Annotated in this window: 11 protein-coding genes; 6 read left to right on the top strand and 5 right to left on the bottom strand. The window is 51.3% G+C overall.

Features of this window, described 5'->3' with window-relative positions:
* Positions 1 to 24 precede the first annotated feature (24 nt).
* Complete coding sequence (locus ACYVBJ_RS23625; protein WP_460984757.1) at positions 25 to 2673, bottom strand: ABC transporter permease; 2649 nt, start codon at positions 2671 to 2673, stop codon at positions 25 to 27.
* Positions 2670 to 3008 (bottom strand): PadR family transcriptional regulator, encoded by a 339-nt coding sequence (locus ACYVBJ_RS23620; RefSeq protein WP_460975332.1) that lies wholly within the window; start codon positions 3006 to 3008, stop codon positions 2670 to 2672. The genes ACYVBJ_RS23625 and ACYVBJ_RS23620 overlap by 4 nt, the downstream gene beginning before the upstream one ends.
* Before the next feature lie 200 nt (positions 3009 to 3208).
* On the opposite strand from ACYVBJ_RS23620, the gene ACYVBJ_RS23615 reads away from it, so the two are divergent.
* On the top strand, positions 3209 to 4279 hold the full coding sequence (locus tag ACYVBJ_RS23615) for a PA0069 family radical SAM protein (RefSeq protein ID WP_460984756.1): 1071 nt from the start codon (positions 3209 to 3211) through the stop codon (positions 4277 to 4279).
* Positions 4280 to 4373: 94 nt separating this feature from the next.
* Positions 4374 to 5228, top strand: a complete 855-nt coding sequence (locus ACYVBJ_RS23610; protein ID WP_460984755.1) for a sugar phosphate isomerase/epimerase family protein — start codon at positions 4374 to 4376, stop codon at positions 5226 to 5228.
* 63 nt (positions 5229 to 5291) lie between these two features.
* Here ACYVBJ_RS23610 and ACYVBJ_RS23605 read toward each other — a convergent pair whose 3' ends face one another.
* The 3 genes from ACYVBJ_RS23605 to ACYVBJ_RS23595 are packed head-to-tail and all read right to left on the bottom strand — an operon-like array spanning position 5292 to position 10993.
* Positions 5292 to 7985, bottom strand: a complete 2694-nt coding sequence (locus tag ACYVBJ_RS23605) for a permease prefix domain 2-containing transporter (RefSeq protein ID WP_460984754.1) — start codon at positions 7983 to 7985, stop codon at positions 5292 to 5294.
* Between the two features lie 12 nt (positions 7986 to 7997).
* On the bottom strand, positions 7998 to 10658 hold the full coding sequence (locus ACYVBJ_RS23600; protein ID WP_460985270.1) for an ABC transporter permease: 2661 nt from the start codon (positions 10656 to 10658) through the stop codon (positions 7998 to 8000).
* On the bottom strand, positions 10655 to 10993 hold the full coding sequence (locus tag ACYVBJ_RS23595; RefSeq protein ID WP_460984753.1) for a PadR family transcriptional regulator: 339 nt from the start codon (positions 10991 to 10993) through the stop codon (positions 10655 to 10657). The genes ACYVBJ_RS23600 and ACYVBJ_RS23595 overlap by 4 nt, the downstream gene beginning before the upstream one ends.
* 214 nt (positions 10994 to 11207) lie before the next feature.
* Between ACYVBJ_RS23595 and trpF the strand changes: the two genes are divergently transcribed.
* The 4 genes from trpF to ACYVBJ_RS23575 all read left to right on the top strand — a co-directional run bounded on the left by trpF (position 11208) and on the right by ACYVBJ_RS23575 (position 16473).
* Positions 11208 to 11828, top strand: coding sequence for a phosphoribosylanthranilate isomerase (gene trpF / locus ACYVBJ_RS23590; RefSeq protein ID WP_460984752.1), 621 nt, complete (start codon positions 11208 to 11210; stop codon positions 11826 to 11828).
* A 174-nt stretch (positions 11829 to 12002) separates the two neighbouring features.
* A complete protein-coding gene (locus ACYVBJ_RS23585) occupies positions 12003 to 12470 on the top strand; it encodes a PspC domain-containing protein (protein WP_460984751.1) in 468 nt (155 codons plus the stop codon).
* A 71-nt stretch (positions 12471 to 12541) separates the two neighbouring features.
* Positions 12542 to 13555, top strand: coding sequence for a LiaI-LiaF-like domain-containing protein (locus ACYVBJ_RS23580; RefSeq protein WP_460984750.1), 1014 nt, complete (start codon positions 12542 to 12544; stop codon positions 13553 to 13555).
* 101 nt (positions 13556 to 13656) lie between these two features.
* Positions 13657 to 16473: a M14 family metallopeptidase gene (locus tag ACYVBJ_RS23575; RefSeq protein WP_460984749.1), complete on the top strand. Its 2817-nt coding sequence runs from the start codon at positions 13657 to 13659 to the stop codon at positions 16471 to 16473.
* The last annotated feature ends 24 nt before the right edge of the window (positions 16474 to 16497 follow it).

Here is a 16497-nt window from a genome sequence, read left to right as displayed (position 1 = left end):
TCCATGCCCCTAGCCCCGAGCCAGTTACTCACTACGTAATGACTTTATCGGATTTACTAAGGCCGCTTTGATACTTTGGAAGCTCACTGTCAGTAGCGCAATACCGATAGCTAACGCACCGGCCAGCGCGAATACCCACCATTCGATGTCGATGTGGTACGCGAAGTTTTGCAGCCACTGATTCATGGCATACCAGGCAAGGGGGCTGGCTACCAGAATGGCAATGCCTACCGGTTTCAGAAAATCACTGGAAAGTAGGCTTACAATACTGCCTACTGATGCGCCCAGCACTTTGCGCACTCCAATCTCCTTAGTGCGCTGCTGGGCCGAAAAAGAAGCTAGCCCAAACAAACCCAGACAGGCAATAAAAATGGCTAAACCCGCGAAAATGCTTAAAATCGTTTGCTGACGCAGGTCAGTCTGGTACATCTGGTCAAACTGCTGGTCTAAAAAATGGTACTCTAATGGATACGATGGTCGCGTTTTCGCGTACAACTGCCGAATGGTCTCGACCGTAGCCGCCGGATTCCCAGGTCTTAGTCTAACCAAGGCAGCTCGTCGGTCGTCGGTATTGGGGCTAATCACCAAGGGTTCGATGGCTTCTTTTAGGGACAGGAAATTGAAATCTTCGACTACCCCAATGATGGTGCGATTTGTCCTGTCGACTATAGTGTTTTTCACCCACTTGCCGATAGCTTCGTTCGGAGTCCAGCCTAGTCTTGCAGCCGCCGTTCGATTAACCAGTACAGCCTGGGTCGTATCGGTGGGGTACTGGGCCGAAAAGTCCCGGCCCGCAATCAGCTTCAACCCCATGGTTTTTACGTAGTCGAAGTCGGCAAACTCAGTTCGGGCTTTCCAGCGGTTGGGATGCGCTTCCACGTCAAACATAAGCCCGTCGAAAAAACCACCCGGCTCGCCCGACATCATCGAAACGGCCTCTATCCGGCTCTGGGCAAGCAGTTCCTGTTTATGGCTCAGAAAGAAGTTGTAGATGTCATTGTTATCAATGGGGATCACTAACGTCTGCTCTTTATTGTACCCAAGCTGTTTGTTTTTGAGATAGCTCATCTGTTGCGTACCGATGGCTGTTCCGAGCATGAGTAAGATCGAAATGCTGAACTGCACGACCACCAGTACCTGCCGTAACGAAATACCATCTTTCCCTAACTGTAGTCTACCTTTCAGGGCCTGGATGGGCGAGAAGGCCGCCAAGATAAATGCCGGATAACTGCCCGACAGGAAACCCGCTATCAGGATAATCCCGATTAAAAACAGCCCGATGGGCAGCGTATAAACGGCAAGGTTCAATGGATAACCGAGCAGTTGTTCATACATAGGGAAAACTAATGCCAGCAGACCTATAGACAGTAGACAGGAAAGAGCTGTCAGCAGCAGCGACTCGCCAATAAACTGCCAGACCAGATGGCCTTTAATTGCGCCCAAAACTTTCCGAACGCCAATTTCTTTCGACCGCTCCACCGCCCGAACCGTCGACAGGTTCATGAAATTGATGCAGGCCACCAGCAAGATCAGGACTGCAATGGATAAAAAGATGTAAACCACCCGTTTATCGCCATGTCTGGCACCGTCGAAGGCCGCCTGTTGAAAGTAAATATCCCGTAACGGCGTGAGCGATAGCGTAAAGTGAAAGCCTGATTGCTTCATGATCGACCCCATGTGTTTCTCCATAAAGCGCGGAAAATTTCGCTCAACCTGTTCTTCGCTGACGGATGGGGCAAGCTGCACATAGGTGTAAATGCCGTTATTAATCCAGCGGGTCATCCAGAGCCGGTCTTTGTAGTTCTCCAGGGGGATCACCAGGTCAAAGTTCAGGTGAGAATTGGCCGGTACGTCCTGCGCAATACCGGTGACTTTTACGGGTAAATTGTTGTCAACCTTAACGATTTTACCCATCGCGTTGTCGACGCTGCCGAAGTACTTTCTGGCTGTCGACTCGGTCAGCACGACACTCGCCGGTTCACGCAATACCGTAGCGGGATCGCCTTTAAGCAAGGGGAAAGAAAAGAACGTAAAAAAGTTGGGGTCAACATCAACGATTTTTCGCTCGTGAAATGATTTGTCCTGGTAAGTTACCAGCGCATCGGTTGGGTTAACTCGCACCGCTTGGGTAATCTGCTCTTTAAAGTCGGTCAGCAGCGCGGGTGCATAGGGCCCTGACAAATAGGAGACGGCTATTTCTTTGCCCTCATTCGGTATACCACGCATGACGCGGTAGATGGTTTTTCCTTGTTTGTGGAAATCGTCTACGCTGAACTCATTCATGATGAAGAGGAAGATCAGCAGACAGACCGTGATGCCCGTAGATAAACCCAGCAGGTTAATAATTGAAAAAGACTTGTTTCGGGCCAGATTACGAAAGGCGATTTTGAGATAATTCTGTAGCATGTCTGAATAGGTTGGAGTTGAGTACTGATCGAACTGGCGGTGCGGCATTCCGACCATCGATTTACGTTTCATTACGTACGGTCTGGCAAAGCCCAGCACATCCCGCCAGTAGCGCCACTTGGCCCGTCGAACACCCACCCGCTCGACCTGATAAGTAAACTCCTCGTGGAGGTCGCCTTGCAGGGTTTCCAGCAAGTGAGGAGCCACAAACCATTCCAGCAGGCGGTTGGCTAAGCGGGGTGGGTGGGGAATAGGCCTGGAGTTCATAGATTGATGGCGAGTTTGGGCGTAGACGGTACGTCATTCCACAACTGCGCCCGCATTTCTTTGATGTCCTGTAATGTCCGATACCCGTAGGCAGTCACGGTGAACAGCAACTTCCGGCGGCCACCGCGCTCGGGCGTTGGATCGCCCATACGGGAGGCAACCATGCCTTTTTCCTGCAACCGGTGCAGTGCGGCATGGACCTGATTGAGCCGAACGGATCGGTCCGTTTCCTCATTGAGCTTATGCGTGATACCAACGCCGTATGCTTCGCCATCCATCCCGGCGACCATCAGCAGCACAATCTCTTCAAACTCGCCTAAGTAGGTTCGTTTCATAGTCGTGTATTAAATCTAGTTTTGCTGAGCAAATAGACTGCCAGGAATCAAAATCGTTCGTTACGAAACAGAATGCGGGATTTCGACAAAATCAAGTGCTGCCAGATGTCCGGTAGCGGACAACGTAATGTACGCTTCAGGACAGCTGATTAAGCGCTGAATTGCCTGAAGAACTCCCAATTTCTGCGTATATTGAGGAGATGAAGAACGGCAAAGAGGAATACAAAAAAGGGCGTGGGGCACAGTTCAATACGACGAATCGTTTCCAGGACCAACGCCTGGACGCGACCAGTGCCAATGACATTCCGGATGACGATTTTCCGCAGCCAGTTCTGAAAACCCAGTACTTCGAAGAACAGGCTAAGCAGATTATCAGTACGTCAACTAGTCCGGACATTCCCTTTTCGGCGTCCGTAAATCCGTATCAGGGCTGCGAGCATGGCTGTATTTATTGCTACGCCCGGAACACGCATGAGTACTGGGGCTACTCGGCTGGATTAGATTTCGAATCCAAAATAGTAGTCAAACAAAACGCTCCGGCCCTGCTCGAACGCCAGTTTTTATCCAGGAATTGGCAGCCCAAGCCGATTCATTTTTCCGGCAATACCGACTGCTATCAGCCCGCCGAACGAACGTATCAGCTAACGCGTCAAATGCTGGCGCTTTGTCTGCAATACCGCAATCCCGTCAGCATCATTACCAAAAATGCGATGATCCTGCGCGACAGGGATCTGTTACGTCAGTTGGCGGAACTAAATCTGGTGCACGTCTTTATATCGCTCACGACGTTGAACGAAGCCTTGCGGCTACAAATGGAACCACGTACCGTTACCGCCGAGCAACGTCTGCGGGTGATTCAGGCGCTTGGGGAAGCGGGTGTGCCGGTCGGCGTTATGACGGCTCCCATTATTCCGGGATTGAATGACCAGGAGATTCCAGCTATGATTAAAGCGGCCGCTGAACGCGGTGCCCGCCGGGCAGGCTATACGGTGGTTCGACTCAACGGCGCTGTCGGTCCGTTGTTCGAAGATTGGGTCCGTCAGAATTTTCCGGATCGAGCCGATAAGGTGCTACGTCAGGTAGCCGATTGTCACGGAGGAAGCATCGGCGATTCGCGCTTTGGTACCCGAATGTCGGGAGAAGGGCAGGTTGCCGACTACATTCGGCAACTACACCGGATGGCCTGCCACAACTATTTGTCGGGGCGTTCGTTACCGGCACTGGACACGTCAAAATTTCGGCGAGGTAATCAACTGAATCTGTTCGGGTAGCGCAGATCCGCTCGGGATTTGATAGTTGTTCGGAGCAACATGGGTAAAGAGCATATTGTCATTTCTTTATTTGATGAACAGCCTCCTTACTCTTATGAACTACTTACCCAAATTTTGGCTCTGGGGAGCACTTCTTGCCTTGCCTGTTTGTTCGTTGCTGGCTCAGAACCGGCCAGAAGACAAAGCCGGGTGGAAACTGGGCGCACAGGCCTATTCGTTTCGACTGTTTTCGTTCGCCGATGCCTTACGGAAAATTGATAGCTGTGGCCTGAAATACGTGGAAGCTTTCCCCGGTCAGCCGATTGGTGGGGGCGTAAAAGGATCGATGGATTTTATGATGGATGCCGCTAGCCGTCAGGCCGTTAAGAAACTTGTCAAAGACCGGGGGCTGACCCTTGTTGCTTATGGGGTAATCAGCCCGAAGTCGCAGGAGGAGTGGAACGCCTTGTTTGACTTTGCTAAAGACATGGGCATTCGCAGCATCAACTCAGAGCCCGCTCCCGACCAGATGGCGTATGTGCGCAAACTGGCCGATCAATACAAAATCAACGTAGCGTTGCATAATCACCCGAAACCATCGCGGTACTGGCATCCCGATACGGTCTTGGCGGCCATTGGCGGAAGTAAATACGTGGGCGCCTGCGCCGACATTGGTCACTGGGTACGTTCGGGACTTGACCCGGTCGAGTGCCTGAAGAAGCTGAATGGCCACGTGCTGGGGATGCACTTCAAGGACGTAAAGAAAGATACGCCTGAAAGCAAACACCATGACGTTGTCTGGGGAACGGGCGACAGTAAAATCGAAGCTGTACTTGGAGAGTTAAAACGGCAGCAATTCAAAGGGCCTATCTCCGCCGAGTACGAATACCACTGGGAAAACAACGGCCCTGAAATTGCCGAAAGCGTAAAGAACTTTCGGGAGATATACAGCCGGGTGAAGGCGCAGTAGCGGTTTATGTTTAGTAATGAGTGGCTAACACTACGTCAGCCACTCAGAGTCAAGCCCTCTTTATTACTCCGTCCGCAGGCTCTCGGTGGGATTCATCAGAGCCGCCTTCACACTCTGGAAACTGATGGTGACCAGGGCAACCAGCGTTGCCAGGATGCCCGCCAGAGCAAATACCCACCAGTCCAGATCAACCTTGTAGGCAAAGCTGTTTAACCACTGGGTAGTCGCGTACCAGGCAATGGGCGTGGCAATGACAATGGCCAGCAACACAAGCTTCAGGAAGTTAGCCGATAACAACGTAATGATGCTGGCGACCGATGCTCCAAGTACTTTCCGGATACCGATTTCTTTGGTCCGCTGCTCGGCGGTGAACATCGCCAAACCAAACAGGCCCATGCAGGAAATCAGGATAGCAATGGCTGTGGCCGTATTGACGAGCTGAGCCGTTTTCTGCTCTTTTTCGTAGAGTTTGGCAATCGACTCATCCAGAAACGAATACTCAAATTTAGCATCGGGATACACTTCGTTCCAGGTTTTCTCGAGGTTGGCCAGGATGCCTTTCATATCGCTCAACTGCCTGCCCGTGGTAGCTAACTTAACCCCAATGTTCTGCGATTGCATGGGAAGGTATCCTATAAAGACGGGGCTGATCCGTTCATGGAACGACTGTTCGTGGAAGTCGGCAACAACGCCAACGATGGGGTACTGTTTGCCTTGAAAGTCGATAAGCTGGTTTAGGGCCTCTGCCGGTTTTTTAAAACCCAGGGCCTTCAGGTACGTTTCGTTAATGACCAGTTCACGTAACGAATCGCTTTGTCGGTAGTTGCGGCCGGCCAGTAACCGAAGCTGATAGAGCGGAATGTAATTCGCGTCGCCTGCTTTGGCCGATACGTCCAGTTCAACCTCTTTTTTGCCGTGGTATTTCAGCTTGGTTACCATGTAGCTGTCACCCATCGGCGGAAACCATTCCCGCGTAACGCGCGCTACGTCCGATTGCTGGCTGAGCTTCTGGGCCAGAATATCGCTCTTGCCTAATCGACCCGTTTGCAACGAAACGATAGCGTCGGTCGAAAAGCCCAGGTCTTTATTGCGCATAAAGCTAAGCTGGCGACCTACGAACAGGGTTCCGATGGTAAAGACCATGGAAACCGTAAATTGAAAAATGATCAGGCTTTTCCGCAGGTAACCTTTCCGATTTCCGACTAAAGCCGTTTGTCCTTTAAGCGTAGTCGCAGGCTGATAAGACGACAGAATCCAGGAAGGATACACGCCCGAAAGCAGGGCTGTAATACAGGCGATGGCGAGCAAAAACAACCAGACCTGCGGATTGGATACAGTAAGGCTTACACCTTGGGGAATAATTGATGCGAAGGCCGACAGAACCGGCTGGGTAAGTAACAACGAAATCAGAGCGGCTAAAGTCGTCAGAATGAATGTTTCGCTCATGAACTGAGCAACCAGGCTGCTGCGGTTACTGCCCAGCACTTTCCGAATCCCTACTTCCTGCGCCCGCCGGATTGATTGCGCGGTGGTCAGGTTGATAAAGTTGATGGCCGCAATCAACAGAATGAACAGGGCGACACCCATCAGCCCATACAGCGTCGGCAGGTGTGCTTTTCGGGAGTAGTTGTCGGTATAGTCGGCGTTGAAATGCAAATCAGACAGGGGTTGCAGAGCCGGTACAAATTTGAAATCTCCTTTAAAATGCTGTTTGGAAAACTGCATAAATGAAGGGGTTAACTGAGCGGTTGTCATGCCTTTTGGCAGTTTTACGAATGCCTGTGAAGACGACCAGTTGTCGTTCCATTCGTCGAGATTTATATTGCCCTTCATCTGGGCACTGGCCCTGATGGTTGCGAACGAAATGAAGTCTGTGAACATGAAATCAGTCGGCTGCTCCCAGTCCTTCACAATGCCCGCGACACTAACCCGGACAGAGTCCCAATAAATAACCTCCCTGCCCAGCATCTGGTCGAGAGGCAAATTGCCGAAGTACGTACGGGCCTTACGTTCCGACAGAACCAGTTTGAACGGCTCATTCAACGCCACGTCCGCGTTACCCGCCAGCCACTGGTACTTGAAAATGTCGAAATACTGGGGCTCGGTCACCACAATTTCACTGTGGCTTTTACTCTCAAATCGTTTGGGCTTTTCTTTTCCGGTCGGAATAAGCACGTGGGACGCGGTGTTGTGAAACGCAGCCACTGTTTCCAGCCCCGGAATCTCTTCGCGGATAGCTTTTGGAACGGCGTTTGGCGTGAAGCCCACCGGATGCTTTTCATTCGGAGTCCCATATTGAGCCTCTCCAACCAGCCGATAAATGCGATCTCCCTCCGGATAAAACGTATTGAAGCTCAATTCATGGCTGGTAATGAGATAGATCACCAGACAGGCCGTTACGCCCAGCGTAAGCCCGGATAAGTTGATAAGCGCGCTGGTTTTATGCTTCTTCAGCGTACGGAAAGCAGTTTTTAGATAATTGCGGATCATGGCAGGACTGAATAGAGAAGGGGATGAATACTCAGGAGGTTGACGCTTCAGGGCAAAGGGTCGGATAAAACTCAGCACCTCCCGGACGTACTGCCGTCGGGCGCTACGTTCGCCGAACAGGGCAGCGTTCCGCCAGAAGCGCTCGTGCAGATCGCCCTGCACTTCTTCCAGCAAATGCGGAGCACAGAACCATGCCAGCAGCCGATCGGCCCAACGCGGTTCCACTCCGGTGTACCGGACGTTTCGGGGTTGTTCTGATTTATGCATGGGTCAACCGGATCATTCTGACTTCAAGGTTTTTACCGGATTGATCAAAGCGGCTTTCAGCGATTGCCATCCAACCGTCAGAAACGCAATGGAGATGGCAATTAATGAAGTCAACACAAACACGTCAGCACTCAAACTTATTCGGTACGGATAGTTTTTAAGCCACTCCTGCATGGCATAGCCAGCCGCTGGAAAAGCAAAGAGGAAGGATAGTGCAACCAGTTTTAGGAAATCAGTAGAAAGCAGTTGGACGATTGTGGAAACGGATGCGCCCAAGACTTTGCGAATACCGATCTCTTTGGTACGTCGTTCGGCCGAAAGTGTCGCTAAGCCGAAGAGGCCAATGCACGAAATAAAAATAGTCAGTATAGCGCCGAAGAGCATCATTTGCTTCCATTTAGCCTCCGACTCGTATCGTTTTAGATTTTCCTGGTCTAAAAACTTGTATGCGTACGCATCAAGAGGAAACAGCTTTTTAAAGACTTTTTCGACGTATTGCAGACTTCCTGTTTCAGTGTTTGGCTTTATTTTGATGAACGCTTTGCCGTACTCATTACTGGACCGCATGGTAAACAACTGCGGTTTGATCTCCTCGCTCAGGGACTCGAAATGATGGTCTTTGACCACACCGATGACGGTATATTTCTTGTCGGTTTCGTTCAGCCAGAAATCCACCACCTGTCCAATCGGATTTTTCCACCCGGCTTTTTTAACAAACGTTTCATTGACCACCACCGACTGCGTGGAATCGGAAGGGAAGTTGGGCGAGAAGTTGCGCCCTTTCAGCATGGGAATTTTGAAGAGCGGCAGATACACATCGTCGACGGTTTCAATGGAAAAGCTTAACTGTGTTTCACCGTTGATTTTAGCGACCGTTCCCCAGTGGCCTCTATTTTTAGGCGCTACGTCGAGAATGTTACCATTTTTTACTAATTCCTCTTTGAATAATTTGGCTTCACTACGTTTCAGATTTGCTTTGTCGATGATAATTAAATTCTTGTCATCATAGCCCAGGTTCTTCGTTGTCAGGTAATTGAATTGCGAATAGATCGTCAGTGACGCAATAATCAGGAACGACGCGAGCGCAAACTGTAAGACAACCAGCGACTTTTGCAGGTAATTTTTACCCGACAGCTTGAACCGGCTGTACAGCGTCTGAACCGGATTGTAGCCGGATAGAACAAGCGCCGGGTAAAACCCAGCCAACAAACCGGTCGTAATAAAAAGGAGAACGTACCCCGTAATCAGTCGGGCATCGAACAGATAGGAAAGCGAGAGGTTTTTAGTAGACAGTTGGTTGAACGTAGGAAGCACTATCTCGACCAGTACGATAGCGAAGGCAAAGGCTGCTGAACACAAAATGAACGATTCGCCCAGAAACTGAATAATGAGTTGGGTTCTGGCACCACCCACCACTTTTCGGATCCCGATTTCCTTTGCTCGCTTGAGTGAGCGGGCTATCGTTAAATTCACAAAATTGATGCAGGCAATCAGCAGAATAAACAAGGCAATTCCCAACAAAATATAGGAATAGGTAGGACTGCTCTCGTCAACGAGGCCGTTGCTCGCTGGTAATTCTTTACTGAGGTGCATGTCCGTAAATGGCTGAAGCCCATATTGAGTTTTGACGTTGACGTTAAACTTCTTCGCAATGGATTTGATGGCATCCTGAGCGTCTGCTAAATAGACTTGGTTCATTTTTGCCTCAACAGCGTTGATGTTGGCTTTCGGATTGACAACGACGAACGTATTGAGAAATACGCTGAACCAGTTCTCCGTATTGGCCCATTGTTTGGCCTCCACCGTAAATGGCATCAGTACGTCAAATTTGATGGACGAATTTTGTGGGCTATTCCTGGCAACGCCGGTTACAGAGTAGGGAACAAATTTGTCTTCTTCTTTAAAGAACATGGTTTTGCCCAGGACGTTGGTGGTGCCAAAGTGTTGTTCCGCCAGCTTTTCCGTAATCACAACCGAGTTTGGTGATTGAAGTGCCGTTTTAGGATTTCCGTAGCGTAACGGGAACGTAAAAACTGAAAAGAAACTGGAATCGGTCTGGAAGACTAGCTGGCTTTTTACCTCGTTCCCCTGTCTCAAGTCCCGCTGATTTTCCTGGTAGCGAACGAACGAGGTGATTTCGGGAACGCCCGCCTGAAATTTTGGGCCGGGGAAAATTCCTGTATACGGCTGCGGGTGATCGACGGCACCGGCTGGCGTGAGATCCTCACTGTAGATCCGGTAAATGTTGGGGTTGTTGGCGTGAAATTGGTCGTAACTGACCTCATCTTTGGTATACAGCATGATCAGCATGGCCGCGGCCAGCCCAATACTCAACCCAATGACATTAATCAACGAATAGACTCTGTTGTGGGCTAATGTGCGTAGAGTGATTTTAAAATAGTTCTGTAGCATAGTCGTACTGAGTAAGGGAACGGGCGAATAAGCACTGTCTGTCGGTTTCCGTTTGATGGCAAAGGGTTTAAAAAAGCTGAGCACCTCCCGGACGTACTGCCGTCGGGCGCTACGTTCGCCGAACAGGATAGCGTTCCGCCAGAAGCGCTCGTGTAGATCGCCCTGCACTTCTTCCAGCAAATGCGGAGCGCAGAACCATGCCAGCAGGCGGTCGGCCCATCGGGGCGGTTCTGGTGTTTCTCGTTGGCTCCATTTGCTCATATACTGATGGCAGGCAACGTATTGGGTAGAATCGATTTCCATAACTGTTCCCGAATTGCCCGAATGTCGTGGAGTGTCCGACTGCCCAGCGCCGTAACCGTAAACAGCCGCTTCCGGCGGCCACCCCGTTCGGCTGTCGCATCGCCCATCTGGGAGGTAAGCATGCCTTTCTCTTCGAGCCGGTGGAGGGCCGCATGAACGGCGCTGATACTCACCGACCGGCCCGTTTGTCGGTCCAGTTCATCAGTAATGGCAACGCCATAAGCACTTTCGTGCAAAACGGCTACGGTCAGTAAAACGACTTCTTCAAATTCGCCTAAGTACGTTCGTCTCATACCAGATTTTATCTTCAACTTTAGTAGAACAAATGCCTTGCCAAGCTGAAAACTGCCCCTGTAGACGCTTAAATTGGGATAGGGACGTAGTGCAGGCGTCCGAAATCGTACACTCGCTGTCCGAAGCTGAACAATCCAAACGGGATAGGGTACTACAAGGCACGACTTCGTATTTTTGCGGTTTACTGACCAATATTGCTAACCGACATTACGCATGGCCCTCAAGACTTTAGTGAAAATATCGAATGTGACCAACCTGAGCGATGCACGCTACTGTGCCGGCATGGGTGTTGATATGCTCGGTTTCTCCATGGATAGCGACTCGCCGGAGTACGTTGAGCCGAAGAAATTTCACGAGATAAAGTCGTGGGTTGCGGGTGTGCAGATTGTCGGCGAAACTGCGAGTGCGGACCCCGAAACGATTGAGCAACTCCTTACTACGTATCAGCCTGATCTGTTGCAGGTCGACGAAGCCGCCCTGCTCCCGTACCTGGCTACGTACGACAAACCACTTATCCTGCGTGTCGATCTGTCGCAGCTAAACCTCGACCAGCTTGATACGCTATTCCAGGCCGGTTCGTCGGGCGCTGAATACGTACTGCTCGAAAGTAAAGGAGCGCTCCACTTTGACGCCGATCTGAAAACCGCTCTTCAACGGCTAGCCAATCGCTATCCAATCCTGCTGGGAACGGGCATTTCGGTAGATAACATTCACGAGCTGTTGTCTGATCTCTCGGTGCGAGGTATTGCGCTGAGCGGGGGCGACGAGGAACGGCCCGGTAATAAAGAGTTCGGTGATTTGATGGACATTCTGGAAGCCATCGAAGAAGACTAAGCCTGACCTGAATGCCCGGAAAAGCTATTTTTATTGCGCTTTAACCTACTACTATGTATTACCTACTATCATTGAAAACATACATCCATCAATAGCCGCGTCCATTCTTCCAATTCTCCTTCCGCCGGTCATTACAACCTGCTACGTTTACATCGGTTTTAGACACAAAAAGCCATGAACAAACGATTAGAGCGCATCACCGACGAAGCAATGATCGGGGGCGTCGCGGCCGGACTGGCCCACTATTTTGGATGGAACCGCACCATTGTGCGCCTGCTGTTTCTGATTGGTATTCCGCTGCCGGGCTTTCCAGCTTTCCTGATTTACATTATCTTGTGGATCGCTATGCCCAAGCAACCGGCCGGTGCATCCGTCAATCAATTAACCGTTTATGCTAATCCTGTTTTCTCCATGAATCCCTACAATCCTAATCAACCCGCATCGCCCGACCGCAGCATTATCGGGGGCGCTGTTCTGATCATTCTTGGTGTCTTGTTTTTACTGGATCGCTATTTCGATATTGACTTCGGTGATTTGTGGCCGTTCTTCCTGATTGCGACCGGCTTATGGCTCATCTTCCGCGACCGGATCAGGACGCCCTACGATTCCAATAATACTAACAAACCGGATAACTCATTATAAACCAGCCGTATCCAGGATAGGCAGTAGCCGGAGCTATTCTCTGTCCTGGATACGGAAAAATGGATACTGTCATGAAACGACGAAATAACGGACTGTTCTGGGGGATCTTCCTGCTTACGTTTGGCGTATTATTCCTGGCGCGACGGGCCGGATGGCTGGATGCCGATTGGCACTCGCTCGTCAACTTATGGCCGGTGCTGCTTATTCTGGCCGGTATCAACCTGATTCTGGAACGGCGTGGCAATCCGGCGGCTTTCGTCACCACGGTCATGCTGGCGGTGGCAGTACCCACCACCTTGTTTGGCTTCTTTGCGCGTGATCGCCATAATGAACACGGGATGCACTGGAATCATGACGATGATGACGACAATGCCGATGAAGGCGACGACAATAACGAAGACGACTACCGGGCCGAACGGGAACGCCGGGATACCGAACGGAATGAGGTGCATACTAATACGTTCAGGGAGTCGATGGATGCTGACACACGGGAAGCCGTGTTGAAGCTGGCGGGGGGAGCCGGGCGATTCGTTGTCAGTGACCCAACTACGGAACTGATCAAAGCCGATACCAGGCAAACGGTTGGTAATTATTCGATGACCGTCGACCGCGATCCGACCACGCGCATCCCAACTATTGAACTGAAACCTTCGGAGGAGAATCAAAAATTTGAGCTGAAAGACGGCAATTTCGAGAACCGAGTGGATATCCACCTCAACGACAAGCCGCTCTGGACCATGGACGTAGCGCTGGGTGCCGGCCAGGGCGACCTGGACTTAAGTTCATACGCCGTAAAAAGCCTGAAACTTGCCGCCGGAGCCGCTGACCTTGATCTTAAGTTAGGCGCAAAAGCTGACCAGGCGGACGTGAAGCTTGACGTTGGAGCCGCTTCGGTAACGGTACGTGTGCCCAAAGAAGTTGGCTGCCGCATCAAAAAAGACGGTGCCCTGAACATCGAGCGGCTGGATGATTTTACGGACGTTGGCGGGGGAGAATACCTGAGCCCTGGCTACGACGCGGCTAAGAAGAAAATGATTATTCGCTTTGACGGGGGTATTTCCAGCTTTAAAGTAGTGCGGTATTAAATTCGGCAAACAGGCGGATAGTTAGGGTTTTAACGGCTGGGTCTGACGTATTATCGTTAAATTCAACCGTTAAAACACAACCTGACAAAATAAACCGCCTGATGCGTAAAGTCTTACACTCATTCACTGTACTGTTGCTGCTTGGCATAACGCTCACCCAGGCGCAAACGATCTCCTCACCCAAAGAACACTTTGGCTTTTCGATTGGCGACAATTATCAGCTTGCCACCTACACACAAACGGAGGCTTATTTCAAAAAACTGGCAACCTCCGATCGAACGAAGCTCGTTGACATTGGCCCTACCGAAGAAGGTCGTCGGCAGTTTATGCTGATTGTCTCGTCGCCCGCCAACATCAAAAAACTAAGCCGCTACCAGGAAATTTCCCAAAAAATGGCCCGCGCCGAGAACCTGACCGATGAGCAGGCGCGCGCCCTGGCCGACGAAGGCAAAGCCATTGTCTGGATTGATGGCGGACTGCACGCTACCGAAACCGTTGGCACCCATCAACTCATCGAAACCGCCTGGCAGTTAGTAAGCCGAAAAGACCCCGAAACACTACGTATTCTCGATCAGGTTGTAATTCTGCTCACCCACGCCAACCCCGATGGGCAGGAGATCGTAACCAACTGGTACATGCGCAACGAAAAGCCCGAAAAACGGTCGCTCGAAAACTTACCCCGCCTGTACGAAAAATACGCGGGACACGACAACAACCGCGATTTCTTCATCATGAACCTGAAGGAATCGCAGAATATTGGCCGTCAGCTGTTCGTCGAGTGGATTCCGCAGATCATGTACAACCACCACCAGCGCGGCCCGGCGGGGTCGGTGCTGGCCGGGCCGCCATACCGCGATCCGTTCAACTATGTGTTCGATCCCCTGATGATCACCGGTATCGACGCCTTGGGCGCGGCCATGTATAACCGACTGAATGCCGAAAACAAACCCGGCTTTACCCGACTGAATGGGGCCAGCTTCTCGACTTGGTACAATGGTGGCTTGCGGACGACAACGCATTTCCACAACATGATTGGGCTGCTCACCGAAATCATTGGCGGCCCCACGCCGGAAGAAGTCCCTTTAGTCCCACAACGGCTGATTCCCAACGGTGCTACGCCGAATCCGGTTACACCCCAGAAATGGACGTTCAAGCAGTCGATTGACTATTCGCTTTCATTAAACTATGCGGTACTGGACTATGCCGCTCGTCATCATGATGAGCTGTTGTTCAACATCTACCGGATGGGTAAAAACTCCATTGAGCGGGGGAGTAAAGACCACTGGACATTGTCACCCAAGCGGGTAGATGCCATTAACCAGGCTTATAGAAACGATCAGAAAAAGACGGGTACAACCGAAGCCGGGAACACGGCTGCCAGCGATCCAATGGGCTGGTCGAACCGGAACAGTGGGATGCCGGTCAGGTATTTTGACTCCGTAATGCGGGCTCCGGTCCTGCGCGACCCGCGCGGCTACATCGTTCCCGCCGATCAGGCCGATTTCCCGACGGCCGTTACGTTCATCAACGCTCTAATTAAGACTGGACTAGCTGTTCATAAAGCCACTGCCGACTTTACCGTAGCTGGCAAAAAATATCCGGCTGGGTCGTATGTAGTAAAAACCAGCCAGGCGTTCCGGCCGCACTTGCTCGATATGTTTGAGCCGCAGGATCACCCCAACGATTTTCAGTATCCCGGTGGTCCGCCAATTCGTCCCTACGACGCGGCTGGCTGGACGCTGGCGTATCAGATGGGCGTACGGTTCGATCGTTTACTGGACGACTTTGACGGGCCGTTCCAACGGATTCCCTATGGTGAACTGCAATCGCCGAAAGGAAGTGTTAAGGCAAACTCGTCGGTGGCTGGGTACGTCCTAACCCCCCGATCGAACTACTCGTTTACGGTTGCCAATGACCTCATGAAAGCAGGTGTCGATGTGTATCGGGTAACTTCGGGTGGAAAAGGCAGCGTAGAGGCCGGCTCGTTTTTCGTACCGGCTGGTGGCAAGGTTAAGTCAATTCTTGAAAAATCGGCGGGCGATACCGGACTCGACATTACGGGCGTTGCGCAACGCCCCGCTGCCATGACGCGGATTGCGCCGTTACGTATCGGTTTATGGGATACCTACGGTGGCTCAATGCCATCGGGCTGGGTTCGTTGGTTGATGGAGCAGTATCATTTCTCGGCGCAGGTGATCTATCCACAAGACATTGATGCGGGTGACCTTCGTAAGAAATATGACGTCATCGTGTTCGTAACGCGGGCTATTCCGCCAGTGGGTAGCCAGGAGAATAATGAACGTGGCTTTGGTGGCCGGGAACCTAAAGCTGACGAAACGCCAGCCGAGTATCGTCCATGGCTTGGTAGGATTACGGCCGACAAATCGATTCCGCAACTCAGGCAGTTCATGGAATCGGGCGGTTCCGTAGTTACGATTGGATCGAGTACAAACCTGGCATATCATCTTGGATTACCGGTTAAAAACGCGTTAGTTGAGATGACCAATTCGGGACAGGCGCGTCCGCTGGCTAATGAAAAGTATTACGTTCCGGGCAGTATTTTGCGCCTGAGCGTCGACTCAACCAGTCAGGCCGCCTGGGGAATGTCCGCGCAGAGTGATGTGTATTTCGAGGCTAGCCCTGTGTTTAAACTGGCCCCCGACGCCATTGCTACGGGGCGCGTAAAACCATTGGCCTGGTTTTCCAGCGATAAACCGTTACGTAGTGGCTGGGCCTGGGGGCAATCCTATTTGCAGGATGGCGTAGCGGCTTTTGTCGCCCCAGTAGGCGCAGGTAAGCTGTACGCTTTTGGGCCTGAAATTACGTTCCGGGCTCAATCGCACGGTACGTTCAAATTCTTATTCAATCAGCTCTACACAAACTCGACCGCGCGGATGCTGGCAACCGAATCAGAGTAAATTTGCAGTACACATAAAAAAGGT

The organism is Spirosoma fluminis, from assembly GCF_054778895.1.
The sequence above is the reverse complement of the archived record's forward strand: the minus strand, read 5'-3'. Positions and strand labels throughout refer to the sequence as shown.